Source organism: Achromobacter sp. HNDS-1, from assembly GCF_040084795.1.
GTDB classification, from domain to species: domain Bacteria; phylum Pseudomonadota; class Gammaproteobacteria; order Burkholderiales; family Burkholderiaceae_B; genus Achromobacter; species Achromobacter ruhlandii.
On sequence record NZ_CP157584.1, the window covers coordinates 4767837 to 4791464 of the forward strand.

General features: G+C 68.2%; 19 protein-coding genes. 7 read left to right on the forward strand and 12 right to left on the reverse strand.

Features of this window, described 5'->3' with window-relative positions; translation table 11 throughout:
* Positions 1 to 81 precede the first annotated feature (81 nt).
* Both ABFG95_RS22000 and ABFG95_RS22005 read left to right on the forward strand, forming a co-directional pair.
* Positions 82 to 2367: an ABC transporter ATP-binding protein gene (locus tag ABFG95_RS22000; RefSeq protein ID WP_348994935.1), complete on the forward strand. Its 2286-nt coding sequence runs from the start codon at positions 82 to 84 to the stop codon at positions 2365 to 2367.
* A 14-nt stretch (positions 2368 to 2381) separates the two neighbouring features.
* A complete protein-coding gene (locus ABFG95_RS22005) occupies positions 2382 to 2852 on the forward strand; it encodes a DUF1854 domain-containing protein (protein WP_049072299.1) in 471 nt (156 codons plus the stop codon).
* Between the two features lie 4 nt (positions 2853 to 2856).
* Here ABFG95_RS22005 and ABFG95_RS22010 read toward each other — a convergent pair whose 3' ends face one another.
* Entirely contained in the window at positions 2857 to 3996 is a 1140-nt protein-coding gene (locus ABFG95_RS22010; RefSeq protein WP_348994936.1) for a GNAT family N-acetyltransferase, read from the reverse strand.
* Positions 3997 to 4102: 106 nt separating this feature from the next.
* Between ABFG95_RS22010 and ABFG95_RS22015 the strand changes: the two genes are divergently transcribed.
* The 5 genes from ABFG95_RS22015 to ABFG95_RS22035 all read left to right on the forward strand — a co-directional run bounded on the left by ABFG95_RS22015 (position 4103) and on the right by ABFG95_RS22035 (position 8401).
* On the forward strand, positions 4103 to 4933 hold the full coding sequence (locus ABFG95_RS22015; protein WP_348994937.1) for a ferritin-like domain-containing protein: 831 nt from the start codon (positions 4103 to 4105) through the stop codon (positions 4931 to 4933).
* Between the two features lie 12 nt (positions 4934 to 4945).
* Positions 4946 to 5662: an MOSC domain-containing protein gene (locus ABFG95_RS22020; RefSeq protein WP_348994938.1), complete on the forward strand. Its 717-nt coding sequence runs from the start codon at positions 4946 to 4948 to the stop codon at positions 5660 to 5662.
* Entirely contained in the window at positions 5659 to 6855 is a 1197-nt protein-coding gene (locus tag ABFG95_RS22025; RefSeq protein ID WP_348994939.1) for a lytic murein transglycosylase, read from the forward strand. Before ABFG95_RS22020 ends, ABFG95_RS22025 begins: the two co-directional genes overlap by 4 nt.
* A 122-nt stretch (positions 6856 to 6977) precedes the next feature.
* Complete coding sequence (locus ABFG95_RS22030; RefSeq protein WP_049072304.1) at positions 6978 to 7391, forward strand: YidB family protein; 414 nt, start codon at positions 6978 to 6980, stop codon at positions 7389 to 7391.
* Positions 7392 to 7534: 143 nt separating this feature from the next.
* Positions 7535 to 8401 carry a DUF4434 domain-containing protein gene (locus ABFG95_RS22035; RefSeq protein ID WP_348996058.1) on the forward strand — a complete coding sequence of 289 codons (867 nt, stop codon included), beginning with the start codon at positions 7535 to 7537 and terminating at the stop codon, positions 8399 to 8401.
* A 12-nt stretch (positions 8402 to 8413) separates the two neighbouring features.
* On the opposite strand, the gene ABFG95_RS22040 is transcribed toward ABFG95_RS22035, so the two are convergent.
* Genes ABFG95_RS22040 through wecB form a run of 11 tightly spaced genes read right to left on the reverse strand, consistent with a single transcriptional unit; the run spans position 8414 to position 23577 of the window.
* Positions 8414 to 9544, reverse strand: coding sequence for an acyl-CoA dehydrogenase family protein (locus ABFG95_RS22040; RefSeq protein WP_054416832.1), 1131 nt, complete (start codon positions 9542 to 9544; stop codon positions 8414 to 8416).
* Between the two features lie 9 nt (positions 9545 to 9553).
* Positions 9554 to 10234, reverse strand: a complete 681-nt coding sequence (locus ABFG95_RS22045) for an alginate O-acetyltransferase AlgF (protein ID WP_054416833.1) — start codon at positions 10232 to 10234, stop codon at positions 9554 to 9556.
* A complete protein-coding gene (locus ABFG95_RS22050; protein ID WP_348994940.1) occupies positions 10231 to 11706 on the reverse strand; it encodes an AMP-binding protein in 1476 nt (491 codons plus the stop codon). Before ABFG95_RS22050 ends, ABFG95_RS22045 begins: the two co-directional genes overlap by 4 nt.
* A 22-nt stretch (positions 11707 to 11728) precedes the next feature.
* Positions 11729 to 11968 (reverse strand): acyl carrier protein, encoded by a 240-nt coding sequence (locus tag ABFG95_RS22055; RefSeq protein ID WP_049072309.1) that lies wholly within the window; start codon positions 11966 to 11968, stop codon positions 11729 to 11731.
* Positions 11969 to 11993: 25 nt separating this feature from the next.
* On the reverse strand, positions 11994 to 13574 hold the full coding sequence (locus ABFG95_RS22060) for an MBOAT family O-acyltransferase (protein WP_049072311.1): 1581 nt from the start codon (positions 13572 to 13574) through the stop codon (positions 11994 to 11996).
* A gap of 6 nt (positions 13575 to 13580) precedes the next feature.
* Positions 13581 to 14681: a cell division protein FtsQ gene (locus ABFG95_RS22065; protein ID WP_348994941.1), complete on the reverse strand. Its 1101-nt coding sequence runs from the start codon at positions 14679 to 14681 to the stop codon at positions 13581 to 13583.
* A gap of 4 nt (positions 14682 to 14685) precedes the next feature.
* Complete coding sequence (locus tag ABFG95_RS22070) at positions 14686 to 15684, reverse strand: twin-arginine translocation pathway signal (protein ID WP_063584914.1); 999 nt, start codon at positions 15682 to 15684, stop codon at positions 14686 to 14688.
* 41 nt (positions 15685 to 15725) lie between these two features.
* On the reverse strand, positions 15726 to 18455 hold the full coding sequence (locus tag ABFG95_RS22075) for a hypothetical protein (RefSeq protein ID WP_348994942.1): 2730 nt from the start codon (positions 18453 to 18455) through the stop codon (positions 15726 to 15728).
* Positions 18452 to 20149: a glycosyl transferase family protein gene (locus ABFG95_RS22080; protein ID WP_049072315.1), complete on the reverse strand. Its 1698-nt coding sequence runs from the start codon at positions 20147 to 20149 to the stop codon at positions 18452 to 18454. Before ABFG95_RS22080 ends, ABFG95_RS22075 begins: the two co-directional genes overlap by 4 nt.
* A gap of 18 nt (positions 20150 to 20167) precedes the next feature.
* A complete protein-coding gene (locus tag ABFG95_RS22085; RefSeq protein ID WP_278993408.1) occupies positions 20168 to 22381 on the reverse strand; it encodes a cellulose biosynthesis cyclic di-GMP-binding regulatory protein BcsB in 2214 nt (737 codons plus the stop codon).
* Between the two features lie 35 nt (positions 22382 to 22416).
* On the reverse strand, positions 22417 to 23577 hold the full coding sequence (gene wecB, locus ABFG95_RS22090; RefSeq protein WP_348994943.1) for a UDP-N-acetylglucosamine 2-epimerase (non-hydrolyzing): 1161 nt from the start codon (positions 23575 to 23577) through the stop codon (positions 22417 to 22419).
* Positions 23578 to 23628: the final 51 nt, after the last annotated feature.

The window sequence follows — 23628 nt, forward strand, 5'->3', positions numbered from 1 at the left end:
AGGAAGGGACACGTTGCCGGCCTCGGGCCGGCAGCCCGTCGCCGCCTTGTAGGGCAGAGTCCTGGCCCGGTATGCGTTCTAATGAAAAAACCACACCTGCTTTCCGGCCTAGCCGAAGCCTTTCCTGCCCGCTGGCGGGATGACATCCGCGCGGAACTCGCGCAGGATGAGACTCTGCTGGCCTGGCTCGAAATAGACCTGGACCAGCGGCTGAAGTTCCAGCCCGGGTTGGTCGCGGTCACCGACCGCCGCCTGATCGCCCGCAATTCGGCCGATACCGGCTGGGAATCCTGGGCCTACGGCCCCCAACTGTCCCTGAATCTTTCCGACCACGCCGGCGCCGCCGTGCTGGAATTGCACGACGACAGCGCGCGCCTGGGCATCTGGCGCTTCACGCTGGCCTGCAACCCGGCGGCGCTGCGGCTGCTGGGTCAGTTCGAGGCCCAGCAGGCGATCCGCCTGTCCGGCCAGCCGCAAGCCGAGGCGGGCGAGCGCCAGTGCACCATTTGCAACAACGCCATTCCCGCGGGCCAGGACGAATGCCCCACTTGCAACCAGGAACAGGCGGCGCCGTCCACCACCTGGGCGCTGCTGCGTCTGTGGCGTTTCGCGCGGCCCTACCGCCTGCCGTTGCTGGCCGGTTTCCTGCTGACCCTGATGGGGACCGCGGCGGCCCTGGTGCCGCCGTATCTGACCATGCCGCTGATGGACGACGTGCTGATCCCGTTCCAGAACGGCGCGCCCATCGACTACAGCAAGGTTCGCCTTTACCTGGGCGGGCTGCTCGGTTCGGCCTTCCTGGCCTGGGGACTGGGCTGGGCCCGCACCTACATCCTGGCCTGGGTCAGCGAGCGCATCGGCGCCGACCTGCGCACCACCACGTATGAACACCTGCAGCAGCTGTCGCTGGAGTATTTCGGCGGCAAGCGCACTGGTGACCTGATTTCCCGCATCGGCAGCGAGACCGATCGCATCTGCGTGTTCCTGTCGCTGCACCTGCTGGACTTCGCCAACGACATCCTGATGATCGCCATGACCGCCGCGATCCTGGTGTCGATCAATCCGTGGCTGGCGCTGGTCACGCTGGTGCCGCTGCCGTTCATCATCTGGATGATCCACGCGGTGCGCGACCGCCTGCGCCATGGCTTCGAGAAGGTCGACCGGATCTGGTCGGAGATCACCAACGTGCTGGCCGATACCATTCCCGGCATTCGCGTGGTCAAGGCGTTTGCCCAGGAAAAGCGCGAAGTGGCGCGCTTTCGCGAGGCCAACAACCGCAACCTGGAAGTGAACGACCGGGTCAATACCACGTGGTCGCTGTTTTCGCCCACCGTCACGCTGCTGACCGAGGTCGGGCTGCTGGTGGTGTGGATCTTCGGCATCTGGCAGGTCTCGCAGAAGCAGATCACGGTGGGGGTGCTGGCGGCGTTCCTGGCGTACATCGGGCGCTTCTACACGCGGCTGGATTCGATGAGCCGCATTGTGTCGGTGACGCAGAAGGCGGCCGCCGGCGCCAAGCGTATCTTCGACATCCTGGACCACGTTTCGAGCGTGCCGGAGCCGCAGAACCCGGCCAAGCTGCCGCAGATCAATGGCCGCATCGAATTGCGCGACGTCGGCTTCCGCTACGGCAACCGCCAGGTCATCCGCGGCCTGGACCTGAGCATCGCGCCCGGCGAAATGATCGGCCTGGTGGGGCATAGCGGTTCGGGCAAGAGCACCCTGATCAACCTGATCTGCCGCTTCTACGACGTGTCGGAAGGCGCGATCCTGGTGGACGGCGCCGACATCCGCTCGGTGCGGGTGGCGGATTACCGCCGCAACATCGGGCTGGTGCTGCAGGAACCTTTCCTGTTCTTCGGCACCATCGCCGAGAACATCGCCTACGGCAAGCCCAACGCCACCCGCGACGAGATCGTGGCCGCCGCGCGCGCCGCCCATGCCCATGAATTCATCCTGCGTCTGCCGCATGGCTACGACTCGCTGGTCGGCGAGCGCGGCCAGGCGCTGTCCGGCGGCGAGCGCCAGCGCATCTCGATCGCGCGCGCGCTGCTGATCGACCCGCGCATCCTGATCCTGGATGAAGCCACCTCGTCGGTGGACACCACCACCGAGAAGGAAATCCAGAAGGCGCTCGACAACCTGGTGCGCGGCCGCACCACCATCGCCATCGCCCACCGCCTGAGCACCTTGCGCAAGGCCGACCGGCTGGTGGTGCTGGACCGTGGCCAGATCGTCGAGCAGGGGCCGCACGAGGATCTGATGGCGCGCGAGGGCGCCTACTACCGGCTGTACCAGGCGCAGGCGCGCCAGAATGAGGCGGACGCGCAGTCCTCCGGCAGCGAAGACATGGCCGCCGTGGCCTGAGCGAGATAACCGTCATGACGCTTCCCGTTTTTCAGCTGCGACGCAATGCGTTCGGGCGTTTGGTGTTCCAGGGCGCCGACGGCGTCGCGCACGAAGGCGTGATTCCGGTGCGGGCCTTTCCGATCAGCGAGGCCGATCGCGGGCTGTCGCTGGTGACCGGCGAAGGTCGCGAGCTGCTGTGGATCGAAAGGCTGGCCGACGTGCCCGCCGCCGAGCGCGCGCTGATCGAAGAAGAACTGGCCGGGCGTGAATTCATGCCCGAGATCCGCAAGCTCGCCAGCGTGTCGACCTTCGCCACGCCCAGCGTCTGGAAGGTGGAGACCGACCGCGGGGCCACCAGCTTCACGTTGCGGGGCGAGGAGGACATCCGCCGCCTGAGCCCGCAGACGCTGCTGATCGCCGACAGCCACGGCATTTTCTACCTGGTGCGCGATATCCTGTCGCTCGACAAGCACAGCCGCAAGCTGCTGGATCGCTTCCTCTGACCGGTCAGTCCGGGGCCGCGCGCTTGAATGGCGTGTGGGCCTCGAGTTCGCCCAGGTAATCGTCCACGGCGGCGGTTTCCTCATCCAGAAAATGCTGGATCGCTGCCGCGAAGCGCGCGTCGGCGACCCAGTGCGCCGACCAGGTGGGCGTGGGCAGCAGCCCGCGCGCCATTTTGTGTTCCCCTTGCGCGCCGCCCTCGAAGCGCGTCATGCCATGGGCAATGCAATAGGCGATGGCCTGCAGGTAGCAGGTTTCGAAATGCAGCCCCGGCACGTATTCCGTCGCGCCCCAATAGCGCCCGTACAGCGTGTCGCCGCCCGCCAGGTTCAGGGCGGCGGCCACCGGCTGGCCGTCGCGCTCGGCCAGGATGAGCACGAAGGCATCGGGCTGGTCGCGATAGGCGCGCAGGAAGAACTCGCGGCTCAGGTAGGGCGGATTGCCGTGGTTGAAGTAGGTATGGCAATAGCACTGGTAGAAAAAATCCAGGTCGGCCGCCTCGATCTGCCCGCCGCGCAGCCAGCGGAACGCCAGCCCGGCCTGCGCCACCTTCTTGCGGTCCTGGCGGATCTTCTTGCGCTTGTCGTGGCTCATCGTGGCCAGGAAGGCGTCGAAGTCGGCGTAACCCGGGTTGGTCCAGTGGAACTGGACGCTTTCGCGCACCATGAAACCGGCCTCGCGCAGAGCGCGCAGATCGGCCACGGCGGGAAACAGCAGGTGCAGCGAGGACACCTGGATCTCTTCGGCGAAGGCCACCAGCCCGCGCACCAGCGTATCGCGGTCTTCGTCGCTGGCGGCCAGCAGGCGCGGGCCCGAGACCGGGGTGAACGGCACGGCCGCCAGCAGCTTGGGATAGTAGCGCAGGCCATGGCGCTCGAAGGCGTCGGCCCAGGCGTAGTCGAATACGTACTCGCCGCGCGAATGCGATTTCAGATAGAGCGGCACGGCGCCGGCCAGCGCCGCGCCGCGCCACAGCATCAGGTAGTGCGGCGACCAGCCGGTGCGCGGCGCCGCGCAGCCGCTGTCGTGCAGGGCGTGCAGGAAGGCGTGCCGCAGGAACGGCTGGTCGCCGGCCAGCGCGTCCCACTGGCTGGCGTCGACGCGGGCAAGGTCGGTCTCGATGGTCAGGCGGAGCGGCGAATCCATGGACGAATGATAAAGTCTTCGTTGGCGCGTGGCGCACCGCGCCCGATGAGTGCGCAGGGTTATTGTCTTGCGGGCGGCGCGGGGTCGCCACGCAGCGGAAATTCTCATGGACAGCAATTCGATCCTTTCCCCGGGCGGGAGCGGCCCGGACGGCGGCGCGGCCTGCCTGCGGGCGCAGGCGCTGCAAGCGCTGGCCGCCACCGGCTGGGCGGACAAGCTGGCGCGGGTGCGCGCCATCGGCGCCGATGCGCCGCTGGATGGCGCGCGGCGCTACGTCGCGCATGCCGCCCTGCCGGGGCGGCCCGCCGCGCCCGCGCTGGTATCGCCGGCCGAGGTGCCGCAGCGTTCCATGGCCACGCTCGAGGGCCGCGCCGCGCTGCTGCACGCCTTGGCGCATATCGAGTTCAACGCGGTCAACCTGGCGCTGGATATTCTCTGGCGCTTCTCGGGGATGCCGGATGCCTTCTACCGCGACTGGTTGCGCGTGGCGCATGAAGAGGCCAGCCATTTCGAACTGCTGAACCGGCGCCTGGCCGACCTGGGCTACGCCTATGGCGATTTTCCCGGCCACAACGGCTTGTGGGAAATGGCCGAGCGCACCTGTGACGACCTGCTGGCGCGGCTGGCGCTGGTGCCGCGAACACTGGAGGCGCGCGGGCTGGATGCCTCGCCGCTGATCCGCAACAAGCTGGCGGGCGCCGGTGATGCGCAGAGCGCGGCCATTGTCGACATCATCCTGCGCGACGAGATCGGCCATGTGGCGATCGGCAATCATTGGTACAAGCATCTCTGCGCCGAGCAGGGCAGGGAGCCCGTGGCCTGCTATGCCGAACTGGCCGCGCGCTACAAGGCGCCACGCCTGCGCGGACCCTTTAACCTGCAGGCGCGGCGCGCCGCCGGCTTCGACGAGGCCGAGCTGGCCGCGTTGCTGGCTTGAGGACGCATGCGCATGGAAATCGTGATCGATGCGCTGCTGACGGGCGCGGTGCGCCCGCTGGGCGATTCCGGCCGCGACAGCGGCATCGACAAGCATCCGGCGGCCGCGCCGCTGTGGCTCGGCGCGCACGGGCTGCGCGGCGATGAACAGGCCGACCGGCGCTTCCACGGCGGCCCCGAGAAGGCGCTGCACCACTACGCGCGGGAACACTATGCGGCCTGGCTGCGCGAACTGGGCGAACGCGCCGTGCTGCGTGCGCCGGGCGCGTTTGGCGAGAACATTTCCACCACGGGCATGACCGAGCACGACGTCTGCGTCGGCGACACCTATGCCGTGGGCCAGGCCCTGATCCAGGTGTCGCAGGCGCGCCAGCCGTGCTGGAAGCTGAACCACCGTTTCGACCACGCCGGCATGTCGGCCCGGGTGCAGGCCAGCGGCAGGACCGGTTGGTACTACCGCGTGCTGCGCGAGGGCTGGCTGGCGCCGGGCGATACGCTGTCGCTGCGTGACCGGCCCTATCCCCAATGGACGCTGGCCCGCATCCAGGACATTCTCAACCGCCGGGTGCTGGACGTGCCCACGCTGACCGAGCTGGCCGCGCTGCCGGCGCTGTCTCCCAACTGGCGCGCGCTGTTCGAGAAGCGCGCCAGGCTGGGCCAGGTCGAAGACTGGCAACGGCGCCTGCAAGGCGACGCGGCCGATCCCTCCACAGGAACCTCCACGACATGAAAATCCGCTATACCGCGTCCCTGGCGGTCTTCGCCCTGGCGTTGTCCAGCGGCGCCGCGCAGGCCGCGGACGCCTTCGCGACCTGCCTGGCGGGCCTGCGCGCGCCCGCGGCCAAGGCCGGCGTGTCCGGCGCCACGTTCGACAGGCACACCGCCAGCCTGGCGCCCGACATGGCGGTGATCGACCTGCTCGATGCCCAGCCCGAATTCAAGACGCCGATCTGGGATTACATGGCGGCCCTGGTCGATGACGAGCGTGTCGCCGACGGCAAGGACAGCATCGCGCGCTGGCGCGCCGAGCTCGATCGCGCCGCCTCGCGCTACGGCGTGGATCCCGCCACCATCGCGGCGGTGTGGGGCGTGGAGAGCAATTACGGCCGTACCCTGGGCGGACGGCCGCTGCTGACGTCGTTGTCGACGCTGTCGTGCTTTGGCCGCCGCCAGGCGTATTTTCGCGGCGAGTTCTACGCCACGCTCAAGATCATCCAGGACGAGCATATCGATCCGGACAAGCTCAAGGGCTCGTGGGCCGGGGCCTTTGGCCAGACCCAGTTCATGCCGTCCACCTATCTGCGGCTGGCGGTGGATTTCGACGGCGACGGCCGGCGCGATCTGATCGACAGCGTGCCGGACGCGCTGGCGTCCACGGCCAATTTCCTCAAGCGCGCCGGTTGGAACAGCGGGCTGGACTGGGGCTACGAGGTCAGGCTGCCGCCCGGCCTGGGCACCGCCGGCGCGGGACGCAAGAACAAGCGCCCGCTGGCATTCTGGCGCGGCCAGGGCGTGACGCGCGCCGATGGCACGCCGCTGCCGCCGGGCGAGACGCCGGCCGGCCTGCTGCTGCCGGCCGGCCCCCAGGGGCCGGCCTTCCTGGTGACGCGCAACTTCGACGCGCTCTACTCGTACAACGCGGCCGAGAGCTACGCGCTGGCGATCGCGCACCTGTCCGACCGCCTGCGCGGCGGCGGGCCGCTGGCGCAGGCCTGGCCAACCGACGATCCGGGCCTGTCGCGGGCCGAGCGGCGCGAGCTGCAGCGGCTGCTGATTGCCCGTGGCTATGAACTGGGCGAACCCGATGGCATGATTGGTGAGCGCACCCGCGAGGCCTTGCGCGCGGCGCAGCGCGCGCTGGGCCTGCCCGCCGACGGCCGCGCCGGCCAGAAGGCATTGCAGGCGCTGCGCGGCGCGGGCTGAGGCGCAGGCCAGTCCGCGGCAAAGGACAAGTTTTGCAAAGATCGGGGCCGGTATCCGTTGGATGACGGTGTCCGCGGCGCCATGGGCCTATACTGGATTTCCGATTTTCCTGGAGTACGGCGATGAGTCTATTGGATACCTTGGCCTCGATGGCCGGAGGCGGGCAGCAAGGGGGCTCGGCCTCGTTGCTGCCGGCCCTGATCGAACAACTGAACAAATACCCGGGCGGCCTGTCGGGCCTGATCGCCAGCTTCCAGCAGGGCGGCCTGGGGGAAATCGTCGCATCGTGGATTGGCAAGGGCCAGAACCTGCCGGTCAGCGCCGACCAGCTCGGCCAGGTGCTGGATCCGGGCGTGGTCAACGAACTGGCCGCCAAGACCGGCCAGGACACCGGTTCGGTGCTGGGCTCGCTGTCCTCGCTGTTGCCGCAACTGATCGACAAGGCCACGCCCGAAGGCGCCGTCCAGCCGGGCCAGTCCTTCAACCCGACCGACCTGCTGGCATCGCTGTCGGGCCTGTTCGGCAATCGCGGCTGATTCCGGCAAGGATTGTTCCCCTGACGCGCCCGCGGCTTCAATCCCTCGCGCGCCGCCGCCTGCTGCAGGCGGCGGCGCTGGGCGCGCTCATCCCGCTGGCGGCCTGTGCGCCGCCCATCTCGCTGAATGCGACTTTCCTGCAACTGTGGCTCAGCCACCGGGACCTGACGCGTGACGAATGGCGCCGCCGCCTCGCCGCTTGCCGGCGGCTGGGCTGCCGCGAGCTGTTCCTGCAGTGGGTCGGCCTGGAAGGCGGCCGGCCGGATGACTGGATGGCGCCGCCATCGATGCTGGACATCATCTTCGAGGAAGCCGACCACAACGGCCTGGGTGTGCACGTGGGCCTGCCCTATGACCAGCGCTGGTGGAACGTGCTGGCCGCGCCCGACGACACGGCGCTGGCGTCCTACCTGGACCATACCCGCGACCGTGGCGTGGCCTACATGCGCACCGCCGCCTGGCCCAAGCGCCGCAATTTCCGCGGCTGGTACGTGCCGTACGAGCTGGAGCAATACAACTGGGCCCGGCCCGAGCGCCAGGCGCTGCTGGTGCCGTGGCTGGACGCTTTCACCCGCGCCTCGCTGGCCAGTTGTCATCGCATTCCGTCCATTTCGACCTACCACAGCCGGCTTGCCGGCGACGGCTCGTTGATGCAGCTATGGTCGCGGGTGCTGGACGCGGTGCGCATCCACCCCATGATCCAGGACGGCGTGGGCGTGGCGGGCCTGGCCAACTACCGGGCGCTGGAGCCGCTGCACGACATGCTGCTCAAGCGCCGCGCCTCGTTCGACCTGATCATGGAGCTGTTCGAGGAACTGCCCTCGGGCAGCACGGACGGCACCACGTTCAAGGCGCGTTCCGCCGATTTTGGCCGGGTCAAGCAGCAGTGGGGTGTGGCGCGCGGCTATGGCGCCAAGCGCATCGTGGCATTCACGATGGACCCGTGGGTGATCGGCGATACGCCCGAGGCCCGCGCGCTCAGGGATGCCTGGATGGCGGCGCGCGTCTGAGCCCGCGGGCGCTCAGAGGAAGCTGCGGCCGATGATTTCCCGCATGATTTCGCTGGTGCCGCCGAAGATGCGCAGCGCGCGCGCATCGACCCAGGCGCGGCCGATGCCGTATTCGGCCATGTAGCCATAGCCGCCGTACAGCTGCAGCAGGTCGTCCAGCACCGCGCCCTGCATTTCGGTGGCGTTGAGCTTGGCGATGGCGGCGCTGGTGGCGTCGAGTTCACCCGCCATGTGGCGCGCCAGGCAATCGTCCAGGAACACCCGCAGCATGGTGCTCTGGGCGCGCGCGCTGGCCAGCTTGAAGCGCGAGTTCTGGTAGTCGAACACCCGGCGGCCGAATACCTTGCGGTTGCGGGTGTATTCGGCGGCCTCGTCCAGCATGCCCTCGAGCGAGGCCCCGGCGCGCAGTGCGATCGCCAGGCGTTCGCGCGCGAGTTCCTGCGTCAGGTATTCGAAAGCGCCATTTTCCTGGCCCAGCAGGCAATCGGCGGGCAGGCGCACGTCATCGAAGTACAGCTCGCAGGTGTCCTGGCAGTGCTGGCCGATCTTGTTCAAGGCCGCGCCCTTGGTGTAGCCGGGCAGGTTTTCCTCGACGCAGAACAGCGACAGGCCGCGCGCGCCGAGGTCGGGGTCGGTGCTGGCCAGCACGATCGCCAGGCCGGCGTTGACGCCGTTGGTGATGAAGGTCTTCTGGCCGTTCAGGATGTAGTGGTCGCCCTCACGGCGGGCGCGCGTGCGCACTGCCTTCAGGTCGCTGCCCGCGTCGGGTTCGGTCAGGGCGATGGCGCCGATGATGTCGCCGCGTGTCATGGCGGGCAGCCAGCGTTCCTTTTGCGCGGTCGTGCCGAAGGCGTTCAGGTAGGGCGCGACCATGTCGGAATGGATCGAGAAGCCGATGCCCAGGAAATTGGCGCGCGCCAGTTCCTCGATCACCACGACGGCATGGCCGAAGTCGCCGCCGAGCCCGTAGGGCTCGGGCAGGGCGCAGTTGAGCAGGCCCTCCTCGCCGGCGCGGCGCCACAGCGCGCGCGGCACGATGCCGGCCTTTTCCCACTCGGCGTAGTGTGGCGCGATCTCCTCGGCGACGAAGCGCCGCACCTGGTCGCGAAAGAGTTCGTGGTCGTCCCGGAATACGCGGCGCATGCGGCCTCCTTACTTGCTATAGGGGTCGGTGGCGCTGGTCTGGCCGTGCAGCGTGGGCGCGGTGGCGCTGCCGGTGAGGAACAGGCTGTAGTGGTCGCCTGGCTGCAGGGCCGGCAGCGCCAGCGAGGGCGACAGCACCGTGCCGCAGCCGGCCGCCAGCGTGGCGCTGACCGGGTTGATGGCACGCGCCGCCGAGGCGCCCGGTTTGATGTCCTGGAACAGCACGGGACCGGTCGGGCTGACTTCGAGCCTGGCGCCGGGGCAAGCGGCCGCCAGGTTGTAGAAACGCAGTTCGGCCTTGAGCGCGTCCTGCGCGCCGTTGCTGTCGTCGATCGCCACATAGGTCACGTTGACGCCGTCGCGGCGCACCACCAGCGAAGTGAACGTATCCGGCTTGACCTGCAGGCTGGCGGCCGGCTTGCCGTCGATCAGCAGGTTGAACGGCTGGTTGCCCTTGACGATGGCGTAGGTGCTGGCGGGCTGGGTCGGGCTGATCTCCTGCGACGGGCCGTTGGCGATCTGCACGCGCACGGGGCCGGTTTCGGGATTGATGACGCGCACGAACGACGAGCCCGCCGGAGGGCGGGCGGCATACAGTTGGGCGAGCACGCCTTCGGCCTGGGTGGCGCCAGCGGCGGTGGCCAATGCCAGCGCCAATGCCATGGCGGGGAAAGGGATGCGACGGGTCATGCTTGCGGCTCCGGTTTCTTGCTGAGGCGGGCGTCGAGGTACATGCGCTCGAGCTGTTTGCGGTCCGCCTTGTCGGTGCTGGTCGTCGGGAAGCGATGGCAGGCTATCAGCTCGGACGGGATCATGTAGGGGGGCAGCCGGCGGCCCAGTACGGCCTTCCAGTCGGCCAGCGTCGCGGGCAGGGGCTGCAGGCCCTCGGGGCCGGCTTCGGCCGGTTCGACGAATCCTATGAGACGGATGATAGCGCCATCGGGCCGCCGCAGCGCGACGGTGGCCCCGGCGCGCGCGCCCGGCAGGGCGGCGATGGCGGCGTCGATCTCGGCCAGTTCGATGCGGTAGCCGTGCAACTTGATCTGGTCGTCGATGCGGCCGCGGAACGTCACCAGCCCGCGCGCGTCGATGTCGCCGAGGTCGCCGCTACGGTATCCGCGCTTGCCGTTGCGCGTGAACATGCGCGAGGCATTCAGGTCGGGACGGTTGAGGTAACCGCGCATGACGTGGTCGCCGGCGATGCTGATCTCGCCGTTCTCGATGAAGACCTCGGCATACGGCTTGGCGCGGCCGATGGGGAACGGGTTGGGCGCCTCGGCGCGCAGGGCCGGGTCGATCTCGACCCAGGTGGTGGAGCAGGTCGCCTCGGTGGGGCCGTACGAGTTGATGATGCGCACATCGGGAAAGCGCTGCCATAGCTCCTCGGCCAGCGTCGGCGTGAGCGACTCGGCGCCGAACACGAATACGCGCAGCCGCGGCAGATGGGCGTGGTCGAAGTCCGGGTTGAACAGCTGCTGGCGCACGAACGACGGAGTCGAGGCCCAGACATTGATGTGCGTGTCGGCCAGATATTGCACGAAGCGGTCGCGCTGGGCGATGGTCTCGCGCGGACACAGGACGCAGGCGCCCCCCAGTTCCAGCGCGCCGACCCAGTTGAACAGCGAGAAGTCGAAGCTGAACAGCATCTGGTCCATGAATGCGGGCGCCGCGCCCAGGTCCAGGCAGTCGCGGATCCAGCCGGCGAAGAGGCTGACGCTTTCGCGTCCGATCTGCACGCCCTTTGGATCGCCCGTGCTGCCGGAGGTGAACATGATGTAGGCCAGGCCGGCCTCGGCCAGCGGCGCGGGGCTGGCGCAGCCGGCGGCGAAGGTGCGGGCCTGGGCGTCATAGCGAAGGCCGGCGCGCACCAGTTCGCCGATGCGGGCGATGCGTTCGGGCGGGTTGATGACGTCGACCGGCACGAATGGCACCCGCAACCGCAGGCAGCCCAGGATCGCCACCAGGAAGGCCGCTTCCTTGTGGCCGGAAATCACCAATGGCACGCCGGCGGTGACGCCGGCGCGCAAGGCTTCCTGCTCCCAGGCCAGCGTGGCGGCCCGCAGCGCGCCCCAGGTCAGCGCGCCCTGCGCGTCGACCACCGCGACGGCAGCGGCGCCGACGGCCGTGTCGGCGAAATCGTAGGCATTGAAATCGAAACGCATGGTGCTGCCCCCAGGAGAATCGTCAGGCGCGGGCGCGCTCCGCGATGAACGTGGCCAGCGTGTGCACCGATTCCAGGTGCACGTCGATCTCGGTCGGCGGGATCTTGCAGCCGAACTGGCGTTCCACTGCCAGCGCCACGTCCACGGCGGCCAGCGAGTCCACCAGGCCGGAATCGATCAGCAGGGTGTCGGGATCGACTTTGGTGAGGATGATGCCTTCGATGAGGTCGGCCACCTTGGTTTCGATTTCTTTGATGTCCATCGCGTACTCCGCGACCGCGTCGCGGTCAGAATTGGAAATAGAGGAACCGGGTTTCCTTGTGCAGGTTAACCAGGCAGAAGAACAGCAGCGCCAGCATCACGGCCAGCCAGGCCAGGTTGGGGCGCCAGCGCATCCAGGGCGAGGGCGCTTCCTGGGGCTTGAACAGCGCGGGCGAGTAGCGGCCCAGGATCTGATGCGCGTTCGGCGCGAACCAAGCGATGCCCAGCAGCACCACAGCATAGATCAACTGCAGGTGATGGCCGACCAGCACGCGCCAGGCATCGCCCCAGGCCAGGCCGCTGACGTGGGTGGCCAGGTCCAGCGTTTCCACGCCGCGCAGCCCGATCATGCCCTGCATCAGCAGCATGGCGTCGCCGACGCCGTGGGCGCGGAAGAAGGCCTGCGCCACCAGCACCGCCACAAAGGTCAGCAGCACGCAGGCGGCACGCTTGACCACGTTCAGGTTGCGCGCGGCGGCGGGCTTGCGGCCGACCACGAAGATGCGCCAGGCGTGGTTCACCGACAGGTACATGGCATGGAGCAGGCCGAACACCAGGAACTGGAAACCGGCGCCGTGCCACACGCCCGCCAGCGCCATCGTGAACAGCGTCGGGGTGACGATGCTGGCCAGGAAGCCGCCCGCCGTGGCCACGCCCTGGGCGCCGACCGGCAGGTTACGGTCGGTGCGCCACTTCGAGACGGCCATCGCCACCGGATAGTAGAGATAGGCGGTCAGGTAGCGCGTCAGCGTCATATGCCAGCGGGCCCAGAACTCGATGATGCTGCCGGCCTTGTAGGGCGAGTTGAAGTTCAGCGGGAAGCGGATGCCGAACATCTTGGCCAGGCCCAGCGCCATGTCCGAATAGCCGGAGAAGTCGAAATACAGCTGCAAGGCGTAGCACAGGCTGGCGCCCCACGAGCCCCAGAACTGCAACTCGCCCGGCGCGGCGAAACCGGCGTCGGCGTAGGGCGCGATACCGTCGGCCAGCAGCACCTTCTTGGCCAGTCCGATCACGAACAGCATCCCGCCCACCGACAGGTTCTCGGCCTTGAAGCGGTAATTCTCGGGTTGCGCGAACTGCGGCATCATCTCCTTGTGATGCAGAATCGGGCCGGCGATCAGATGCGGGAAGAAGGTCACGAACAACACGTAGCTGAGCAGGCTGCGTTCCTTGACCACGCCGGCGCGGCAATCCAGCAGATAGCCGATCTGCGTGAAGGTGAAGAACGAAATGCCCAGCGGCAGGATGATCGCGTCCATGGTCGAACTGGTCATGCCCAGGTCGGTCAGGAAATTGAGCAGCGTGGCAAAGTACTTGTAGTGGAACAGCAGCGCCAGGTCGGCGCCCACGCCCAGGCCCGTGATCAGCCCCTGCAGCTTCGGCCGCGCCGCCGTGTGCAGGATCAGCAGGCTGACCAGGAAGTTGAAGGCGATCGAACCCGCCAGCAGCACCACGAATTGCGGATTCCACCAGCCGTAGAACACGAAGGACGTCAGGCACAGCCACAGCGCCGCCAGCCGCAGGTTGAAGCGGCCCGCGCCGTAGTACACCGCCAGCGTGACGGGCAGGAAGATCAGCAGGAACAGATAAGAGTTGAATAGCATCTCGGGTCAGGGCAGTCGGGCCAGCACGGATTTTTCGTCGTCGGTCAGCGGCAGCGACAGCGCCATTTCCGAAAACTCCCAGATCACCAGCTTCAGGCTCTTGGGCCATTGCTCGCGCTGCTTGAGCGCCACCAGCAAAGCCCCGGAAAACTGCCCGCCATCCAGGCTCAGGTTCCAGACCTCGCGGCCCAGCCCCATGCCCAGCCGCTCGGCGAAATTGCTGCGACGGCCGTTGGAGCTGCCGGCCAGCAACACTTCCACCGGTGGCGTGTCGTCGAGCAGCCCGCCGCCGCGCACCGGTTCGATCTTCTGCGGCGCGGCCAGGTCCAGCTCGGGACGCCAGCCAGGCCGCGCCTGTTCCAGCCCGGCCAGCACGATCAGGTCGCCCATGCGCGGCCGCGGCGCGCCCGCCGGATCTTCCTTGAAGGCCTGGGCGCCCGCGCCGCCCAGCAGCGGCAGCGCGGCTTGCGCCACGCGCGCGGCGGCGGCCTGCGCGCCGGTGGCGTTCATGTGCACGTCTGTGCGGAAGTAGCGCGGCGCCTCGGCCTGCGCCAGGGCATCGCGCAGATCGACGAACGGCACGCCCTGCGCGCGCAGCGCGGCCTGCCAGTCGTCCAGCGAGCGTCGCATCGGCAACGATACGGTCTGGCCGCACAGGTGATCGGCCTCGATGCGCGATTTGTCGGGCACGGCGACCACCAGCACCTGCACCTGGCGCTGGCGCAGTTGGTCGACCCAGTGGCGCATCAGGCGCAGGCGTTCGTTGAATACATGCACACCTGGTTGCGGGCGCAGGCCATCACGATAGAACAGCCATTGCGGGCAGCCCATCGCGACCTGGTCGCCCAGGTCGCCGAGCACACGGTAGCGGATCGCCGCGTTCCAGGTGTTGACCGCGCCCTGCGCCGGCAGGCGCAGCGACTGGTTCAACGCGGTCCCCGCGGTGCCGTTCATCCAGGCGGCGGGCGCGACATCGGCGGCGCTCAGCCTGGCCTGCGCCAGGCACCAGGCGCCCCAGCCCAGGCCGAGCGCCAGCAGCACGCCGATCACGATCGCGTTGCGCCGATGGCCCGATTCGGGCGGCGCGGTCTTCTCCGCTTGCGCCACGGCGTTATTGCCCCACCGCCGCCTTCATGCGGCCGCGCCAGGCGTCGGCGGTCATGATGGAGGCGTTGTCCCACAACCCCTTGGCGTCAGGACCCTGCGCATAGGTGGGCTCGAACATCTGCCACACCAGCACCTGCGGCTTGTTCTGCTTGAAGGCGGGCGATTCCAGGTACTCCAGCAGCATGATCCAGTGGCCGACGTTGCCCGGTTTCCAGTTCACTGAAACGGGCCGGTCCAGCACGTTGGACAGTTTCTGCGGAAAGCCGAAGTACGGCTGCACCATACTGTGGCCGGTCACGTGCACGGGGGCGGGCGCGTCGTCGATCAGGCTCTGGTTGTCGGCCTGGCGGCGCACGGTGAAGGTCTCGCGCCCGGCCTGCTTGCGCTGGTCGGGCGTCAAGAACAGCTCGGCCAGGTCGCCATAGCGGCGTTCATTGACCACGCTGCCCAGCGCCATGCCGGTGCCCGGCTTGCCGGCCAGCGTCTTCACGTCCTGCTTGATGCGCTGGGCCAGGGCCTCGGCGGTGGCGTCGGCGGCGGCCTGGGTCCAGTGCTGGTCGGTGCGGTAGAACACGTCCTGGCCGCCATCCTTCAGGCGGCGCAGCACCGCCTCGTCGTCGATGGTGGAGATGCCGGCGGCCTTGAGCTTGTCCTGGATGGTCTGGTAGCGCTTCTTGACCTCGGCGCTCAGCGCCGTGCCGTCCGGCAGCTTGTCCTGGTAGAACAGGGTCTTGTCGGGCAGGACCAGCACTTCCAGCTGGACGCCCTTGGCGGCGAGCGCGTCGCGGGTCTCGCGCACCAGCTGGGTGGCGGCGTCGATGCCGCGCGTGTCCACCTGGGTCAGGCTGCCCCAGCCGGGGAACAGCCAGTTATCCTTGCCCTGGATGACGATGGACGAGGCCTGCTGCGCCTGCGAGGCGCCGGCAGCCAGCGCCAGCAGCGCGCCGCACAGGGCCGACGCCAGGCGCGGACGGCGGGTCAGGAATGGGGTCGGGGTAGTCATGTTGATGGATTCCTTCATGAATGCGTATCGATCGGCGCGGCTCAGTAGGACAGGGTCAGGTTGATGAACAGACCCTTGGCCCGGTCGGCCTGGCCGCCGCCGATGTTGAAACGGTATTGGGTGGTCAGGTCCAGGTAGGACCGGGGGGCGTTGTAGTGGTCTTCGCGGAACCAGTAGCGCAGGTTGAAGCCGGGGCCGGCGCCCATCGACCACGATGAGCCGTCGCCCAGCTGGGAATACGAGTCCGAGCCATCGATGTCCAGGCCGACCATGCGGTTCCTGTTCCAGAGCCAGTCGGCGCCAACCACCGCGTAGGGGAAGAACACCAGGCGGTCACTGATCGCGTCCACCCGATAGCTGCGGCCCACTCGCAATTCGCCGGCGCCGAAGGCCTGGTCGCGCTTGATCTTGCCCGAGGTCTGGTCGGTATCGGCGCCGGTGGAATTGTTGCGCTTCCACAGGCGCGCGGACATGTCCTGCCAGGAATAGCCCGCCTGCACGTAGCCTTCCATGGTGAACCAGTCGGGACGGTCGATGCGCAGCGTGGTGCCTTCGTACAGGCCATACGTGACGTAGGCCAGCCAGCCGCCGCTGCCGGCGTCCGTCTTGTAGTAGGCGGTCTGGTTGTTGCGGTTCAGGCTGCAGCGCAGGTCCGCCGGCGCCGGGCTGAACGAACCCTTGCGCGTCGCGGTGCCAAGATTGAACTGGCGTTCCAGGCCGAAGGTCAGGCCCACCTCGGTGGAGGGCGTGAAACGCATGCCCAGCGAGCCCACGGTGGTGGGAATGCCGGAGATGCCCTGGTTCGAGGTTTCGGCCACGTCGATGGTGCCGCCGCAGGGATCCGAGACCGTCTGGCTGGTGGTCTTGCCGCCCTTGTTGTAGAGCGTGTTGGACAATCGTCCATACAGTTCGAACGTGCGCGTCGACGAATTGAGGAAGTCCGACGGACGCCAGAAGATCTCGGCGGTGCTGAACACCGCGTCGCCGGGCACGGTGATGGCCGCGCCGCCCAATCCCGAGGAGGCCGGCCGCGCGCCGCGATAGCCAGCCGAGACATAGCCGCCCCATTCGCGCGACAGTCCGGCGATGCCGCTGCGGGTGTCGAAACGCTGCTGTGGCGTCAGCTCGAGCCTGCCGGCGTCGGCTTCGTCGATGGCCTGTTTCAGTTTTTCCACCGCGCCGCGCTTGTCGCCGACGCCCGACAGGGCGTAGCCCTCGTCCAGGATCACGGTCGGCGGCGCCTTGCCGGTGGCGCGGGCCGCCTGGAAATCCTCCAGCGCCAGCCTGGGCTGTCCCATGCGCTGGTGCAGATAGCCGCGCTGCATCAACAGGGCGGGGTCGTCGGGTTGCGCGGCCAGCGCCTCGCCCATGCGTTTCTCGGCCTCCGCCAGTTGCGTCGCGTTGCCGGCCGCCAGCGTGGTGGTCAGCAGGCGCTGCAGTTCCTTGTTGGCGGGGTCCTGTTCGACCGCTTTGCGCGCCTGGGCGATGGCTTCCTGGTAGTCCTCGCGCGCATAGGCGGCATAGGCCAGCGCGGCCGGGCCGCCGCTGCCGGCGGCGTCCGACGGCAGCAGCTCGCAGGAGGTGCCATAGGGCGTATCGCGGCAGTCCTGCAGGGGCGCAGGGTAGTTGGCCAGCGTCAGCGTAGCCGGCACCGCCGGCTTCGAGCGCGCCCGCTTGACGCGCGCCGCGGCGGCTTCGTCCTTGCCGCCGAGCGGTTCCAGCAGCGCCAGCGCGCGCTTGGTCTCGCCGCCGGCAAGCGCGGCATCGGCCGCGATCAGGCGCACATTGCGGCGCTGGTCGTCGTCGAGCCAGTCCTGCTTGAGCGCGGCGTCGAAGTCGGCATTGGCCAGGTCGGTCTTGCCCTGGCGTTGGCGCAGGTAGGCGCGCATTACCAGCGCCACCGTGTTCTCGTCGTCCTGCTTGAGCGCGTCGGTGGCGGCGTCCTCGGCGGCCGCAAGCTGGTTGTCCAGCATCAGCGCGGTCATCAGCAACAGGCGATGGCTGGCGGTGTCGGGCGCCAGCGCCACGGCCTCGCGCGCCAGCGGCACGGCGTCGCCGGGGCGGTTGGCGATCAGCGCCTGGTAGCCTTGTTCGGCGGGCTTGATCGCCAGGCGGCGCTTCATGGTGGTGCGGCGCGCGGTCAGGTCGTTCTTGTTGGGGGCGCCCAGCGCCATGGCCTTGTCGGCCGCGGCCTCGGCCTCGGCGTACTTGCCTTGGGCTTCCAGCGCGTCCAGCCACAGCATGGCCCAGGCACCTTGCTTGGGATCGATGCGGAAGGCTTGTTCGGCGCCGCGCTGGGCGGCGGGGTAGTCGGCGCGGTTGTAGTCGGCATAGGCGCGCGTGGCGATCGGAAAGCCACGGCGGTAGGCGGCGGTGGTGCCGGGCGCGCCGCTGCCGCCGGCCGTGGCCGGTTGGGCGGCGCGCGGCCTCAGGTTGGCGCGCGCCTGGCGCAAGGCGGGGGTATCCAGGCCGCTCTTGATGGCGTCGGCGGCGGCCTTGTCGGCCTCTTGCAGCTTGCCTTGCTTCTGCAGCGCATAGATCAGCAGCAGGCGCAGCCGTTCCACGTCCGGGCGCAGCGCGATGGCGGATTCGGCCTGCCGCTGCGCCAGCGCGTAGTTGCCCGCGTCGTAGCTCTTGTAGCCCTCGTCGGCGAACTGATAGGCGGCGCCTTCCAGCGGCGCCTCGGCGGCGCGCGGCGCCGGTTGGGCGGCGGCGGGCCCGGCGCAGGCCAGCGCGGCGGACAGCAGGAGCGAACGGGTCAATGGCTTCATGGGGTCGCGGGTTTGTCTTTGGAGTGCGTCGGCGCGGCGTCGGCCTGCCCACCCTGCTGGAAATGGATGGCTTCCTTCAGCGTGCCTTCATCGAGCCAGCCCTGTTCCATCAGGATTTCGCCCAGCGGCCGCTTGTCGCGCGACTGGATCTCCAGCGCGAGCGCCAGCTTGTCCTCGTCGATCGCCTGCCAGGACAACAGCAATTCGCCCAGGCGCTGGCGTTGTTGCGCCAGCTGGTCGGTGGACGGGAAGTCGTGCATGGTCTTGTCCCAGGCCAGCCGCTTGCCGGTGATCAGGTGGCCGATGAACAGCTTCCAGGCGCGCGCGGCCGCCATGGCGTTGATGAAGTTGCCTACGATCATGCGCGGAATCGATAGCAGCGCGTGCTCCCAGCCGTACATGCGGCCGACGAAATAGGCACGCTGCACCACCCGCAACAGCAGCGCCACCGCGTTGATCCACATCAGCGTCACCAGCCAGCCGCCGGGACGGAAGTACGACGGGTAATACACGGTCCACCAGCCGAACAGGTCGGCCAGGTAGAACAGGAAGAAATTGGCCAGCAGCAGGTAGGCCAGGATCGCGATGAATGATGTCACCAGGCCCTTGCGGTCGCGGAACAGCAGGTACTTGGTGGCCAGCGAGCCGGTCCAGCCCACCTGTTGCCAGCCCTGCAGCCCGATGCCCAGCGTCCAGCGCGCCTTCTGCCGGTAGGCGGTGCGGAAGGTGTTGGGAAAGTACTCGCGCACCCCCAGTGGCATGTGGATGCTGGACACTTTCTCCCGGCCCAGGCCGAACCAGGCGCGGCGGCGGGTCACGTATTCCACGCCAAACTTGCCGAAGATCTGCCGCATGCCGCGCTGCGCCAGCCGCGCGCCGATATCGTAGTCTTCGGTCAGGGTGTCGGTGTTGAAGGGCTGGTTATTGGTTTCGGCGGCCAGTTCGACCAGCGCCTTGCGCGAAAAACACGTGCCCACGCCGGCGGAGGGCACCATTTTTGACAGGCTTTCGCGCACCACCAGGTCCTTGGTGTGCCATTCGGCGAACTCGTCCATGTAGGTGCCGGCCACCAGTTCGTACCAGTGGCGCTCCAGCGAGGTCACCGGCAGCTGGATGAAATCGATGCGCGGCAGCAGGTAGTTGTAGTACTTCAGTTCCAGCGGGTGCAGCACGTCCTCGCTGTCGTGCAGGATGACGCCGGCGAACGGCACCGGTTGCTTGGCGTCCTGGGCGAAGATGGCCTGCACGATCCAGTTCAGGCAGTCGGCCTTGCAGGTCGGGCCGTCGTGCGGCACTTCCACCCGGATCAACTGGCGGTAACGCCGCCGCATGCGCTCGACTTCCTTGATGGTGCGCTCGTCGTTCTGGTAAGTGCCGGCGAAGATCATGTAGTTCTTGTATTCGAGCGTGGACACCATCGTCTCGAGCATCGAGGCGATGACGTCATACTCGAGCCACGCGGGCACCATGATGGCCAGCGGCTGTTCCTCTTTCTCGCGCAATTGCGCCGCCGTCAGGGGCGCGTAACGGCGCTTGATCGTCAGCGAGCGGCGCAGTTCGCGCACCCAGTACCAGCCGTCGATGAACAGATCATCCAGGCTCGAAAGCAGGATGATCACGCCGACGACGGCGGTCACGATCTCAAGGCCGCGGTAATAGTCGGCGATGAGATAGGGCCAGTAAAGCGAGGACATGGGCAGCCGGATCCGGGTTTACTTGTTTTCCTTGTTCTTCCTGCGGCTCACGCGCATGGCGAAAATCAGAATCAGCAGCAGCACCAGCAGGCCGACGCTGATGGCCGGCACGCTCCACGAGATGTAGCGGCGCCATTCGAAGAAGGCGCTTTCGCCGGCGCCGGGCGGATGGCTGGCGTCGGGGTTGCCACTGTCGATCCAGGCCACCGGGCCGGCGGCGCCGATCAACGCGATGTTGCCGCGGTTCAACACGAACGGCGCATCCAGCATGCCGGCCTGCTGGCCCAGGGTGTGCCACAGCACGCCGTCCTGGCCGCCGGCGCTGACCACCTCGGCCGAGCTAAGATGGTCCAGTCCGGAAATATCCAGCCACGTGGTGTTCTTGCCATCCACGCGCAGCTGCTTGCGGTCGGTGACGGTCACCATTGGCTTGGCGCCTTCCACCGGCACTTCCATGGCCAGGAATGGGCGGGTCGGCTTGACGGCCTGGCCCCCGGCCGCCACCGACAGTTCGGCGCGGGTGGTCGAGATGCCACTGGCCGAGGCGATGCCGATCAGGCGCTTGAGGTTGTCCGGCGCACTGGCCAGGTAGCTGTCCGGCACGATCACTTGCGGGGTGCCGGCCAGCAGCGGCAGCAGGCCGACGAAGGTGCCGTCCGGCTCGGCCTTCTCAGGCTTGACGTAGCTGGTCGGCAGCACGTTGACCGGATAGCCCTGCGGAATTTCGTTGCAGTCCACCGAGACCGGCTGGCGCTGGAACGTGACGCGCACGGCGTTGGTGACCCCCAGCACGTAGCCGGGCACGCGCGCGCGCAGGCGCTCGGGGCGTCCGTCGGCGTCCAGTTGCTTGGCCGCCAGCAGGATGCCGTTCCAGAAGACCGAGGCCACCGGGCGCGTCGACGAGGCGCCGGGCGCGGCCGACACGTCCATGACCAGCTCGCCCGGCATCTGGCCGTCGGCCGAGACCGCGGCCAGGGGGAACGTCGTGTTCCAGTCGCCGCTGGCGACCACGTTGAAACTGTTGGGCGAGCCGCCCAGCGCCGTCAGGCGCAGGCCGCCGTCCTTGAAGGTTTCCGGCGGCGTGGCCGTCTTGACCTGCACCTGGCGTGTCACCAGGATGCGTCGCCAGGCGGTATCGAACGCGCCCGCCCCCTGCGCGCCGGCGTCCGCGGCCAGCGCGATCACCGCCTGCCGGCCCATCGCGGCCAGTCGGATCTCCTTGGAGGGCATCTCGGCGGCGGCCAGCGGCACGCGGCGCTCGCGCCAGGACTTGAACGCCGCCGCGGCGTCAGCGTCGTTGCCCAGTTGCGATTGCAAGGCGTCCAGCGCTTCGTTCAACCGGGCGCGCAGCGTGGCGTCGGCGATCACCACGTCGCCGGCTACCGCCGGCGCGCCCAGCACCAGCAAGGCGCCGATCTCGGCGGCATTGGCGATCTTGTGCTTGCCATTGTCCGCCAGCGCGGCGAAGGCCGGAATCTGTGCCAGCCCGGCCGGGGCCTGCAGGCCGCGTGTGTCGATTTCGTCGCCCACCGACGGGAAGGCGCGCACCGCCACGCGCTTGCCTGCGCGTTCCAGCGCCACGCCGACACGCCAGGCGCTGTCGAAGGCCTGCTGATCGAGCTTGGCGCTGCCCACGATGAGCGTCGGCTTGCCGGGCAGGGTGCCCCAGGCATCATCCAGGTTGCCGATGGCCGAGGCGTCGTAGCGGTAAGTCAGGCGTGTCTGTGGCGAGATGGTCAGCGCGTTGGCGGTGGCCCGGTTGCTCTCGCAGTGGCGCAGCGCGATTTCCGACTGCCAGTCCACGCCCACGCGCAGAAAGCCGGTCTCGCGGCTGCGCGGGTCCACCGTGTAGCCGTGCGCGATGTTGCCGTCGCCATCGGCGATGCGCTGTGCGTTCAGCGGCACGCCGTCGGCCCACAACACCAGGCTGGTGCGGCCGGGTTCGCCCTTGGTGTATTTGGCGTCGAAATTCAGGGTGGCGTCGGCGATCGGCACGCCGCGCGGCACCGGCACGTAGAACTCCTGGCGCGCATCGCTGTTGCTCAGGACCACGGGCTCGCTGATGCCCAGATCCGCCAGCGTGGTGTTGCGGGTGACCCAGTCGTCGCCCTGCAACTGCCGCAGCGCGTCACCGGCCGGGCTGGCCATCGCGCCCAGCGGCAACAGCAGGCCGGCGGCCATCAGTGCGCGGCAGAGCGCCTGGGCGGCGGGGAGGGAAGTGGGTTTTGGCATGGGTGCTCCAGGCAGCGGATTCAGGTCGAATGGCATCAGGCTGGCGTGCCGGCGGCCGTTCCGTAAGGATCGAATTCAGAAACGGGTCGGCCGCAAAGCGCGTCAACGATGCGCGCGCTGGCCTTGCCGTCGCCGTAGGGGTTGATGCGACGCGAAAACGAGGCATGCAACGCCGGGTCGTCCAGCAGCCGGTTGACCTCGGCGATGATGCGCTGCGTATCGGTGCCGACCAGTGCCACCGTGCCGGCCTGCACGGCTTCCGGACGTTCGGTGACCTCGCGCATCACCAGCACCGGCTTGCCCAGATACGGCGCCTCTTCCTGCACCCCGCCCGAATCGGTCAGGATGAGATAGGCGCGCTGCATGAACCAGACAAAGTCCAGGTAATCCAGCGGATCGATCAGGTGGACGTGCCGCAGGCCGGCCAGATCGGTCATCACGACATTGCGCACCTGCGGATTCAGGTGCACCGGGTAGACGATCTGCAGGTCTTCGCGGCGCGCCAGTTCGGCCAGCGCGGCGCAGATATTCTTGAAGCCCCCGCCGAAGCTCTCGCGCCGGTGGCCCGTCACCAGCAGCAGCCGGCGTCGCGCATCGAGCCAGTCGTAACGGGCCGCGAGCGCACGCGCCAGCGGCGCCTCCGGGGCCAGCTTGGCACAGGTCATGGCCAGTGCGTCGATGACGGTATTGCCGGTCACGGTGATACGGCCGGCCAGGTTTTCGCGCAGCAGATTGGCGCGCGATTCGGCGGTTGGCGCGAACAGCCAGTCGCCGATCGCGTCGACCACGCGGCGGTTCATTTCCTCGGGGAAGGGCATCGCCAGGTTGCCGGTGCGCAGGCCGGCCTCGACGTGGCCGATGCGGATGCGGCGGTGAAACGCGGCCAGCGCGCAGGCCGATGCGGTGCTGGTGTCGCCATGTACCAATACATAGTCCGGCTGCTCCTGTTCCAGCACCTCATCCACCCGGCTGATCAGGCGCGCGTACAAACCGTTCAAGGTCTGGTTGGGCACCATGATGTCGAGGTCGTGCTGCGCCCGCAAGTCGAACAAGGCCAGCACCTGATCCAGCATCTGGCGATGCTGGCCAGTCACGCAGACGACACTGTTCAATTGGGATTCATTCTGCAGGGCGGCGACCAGGGGGGCCATCTTGATGGCTTCAGGACGCGTTCCGAAAATGGAAAGTATCTTCATCGCAATCGAGCGGCCCGAGCCGGTGGCATTTTCTTGCGTTTATTATGTCTT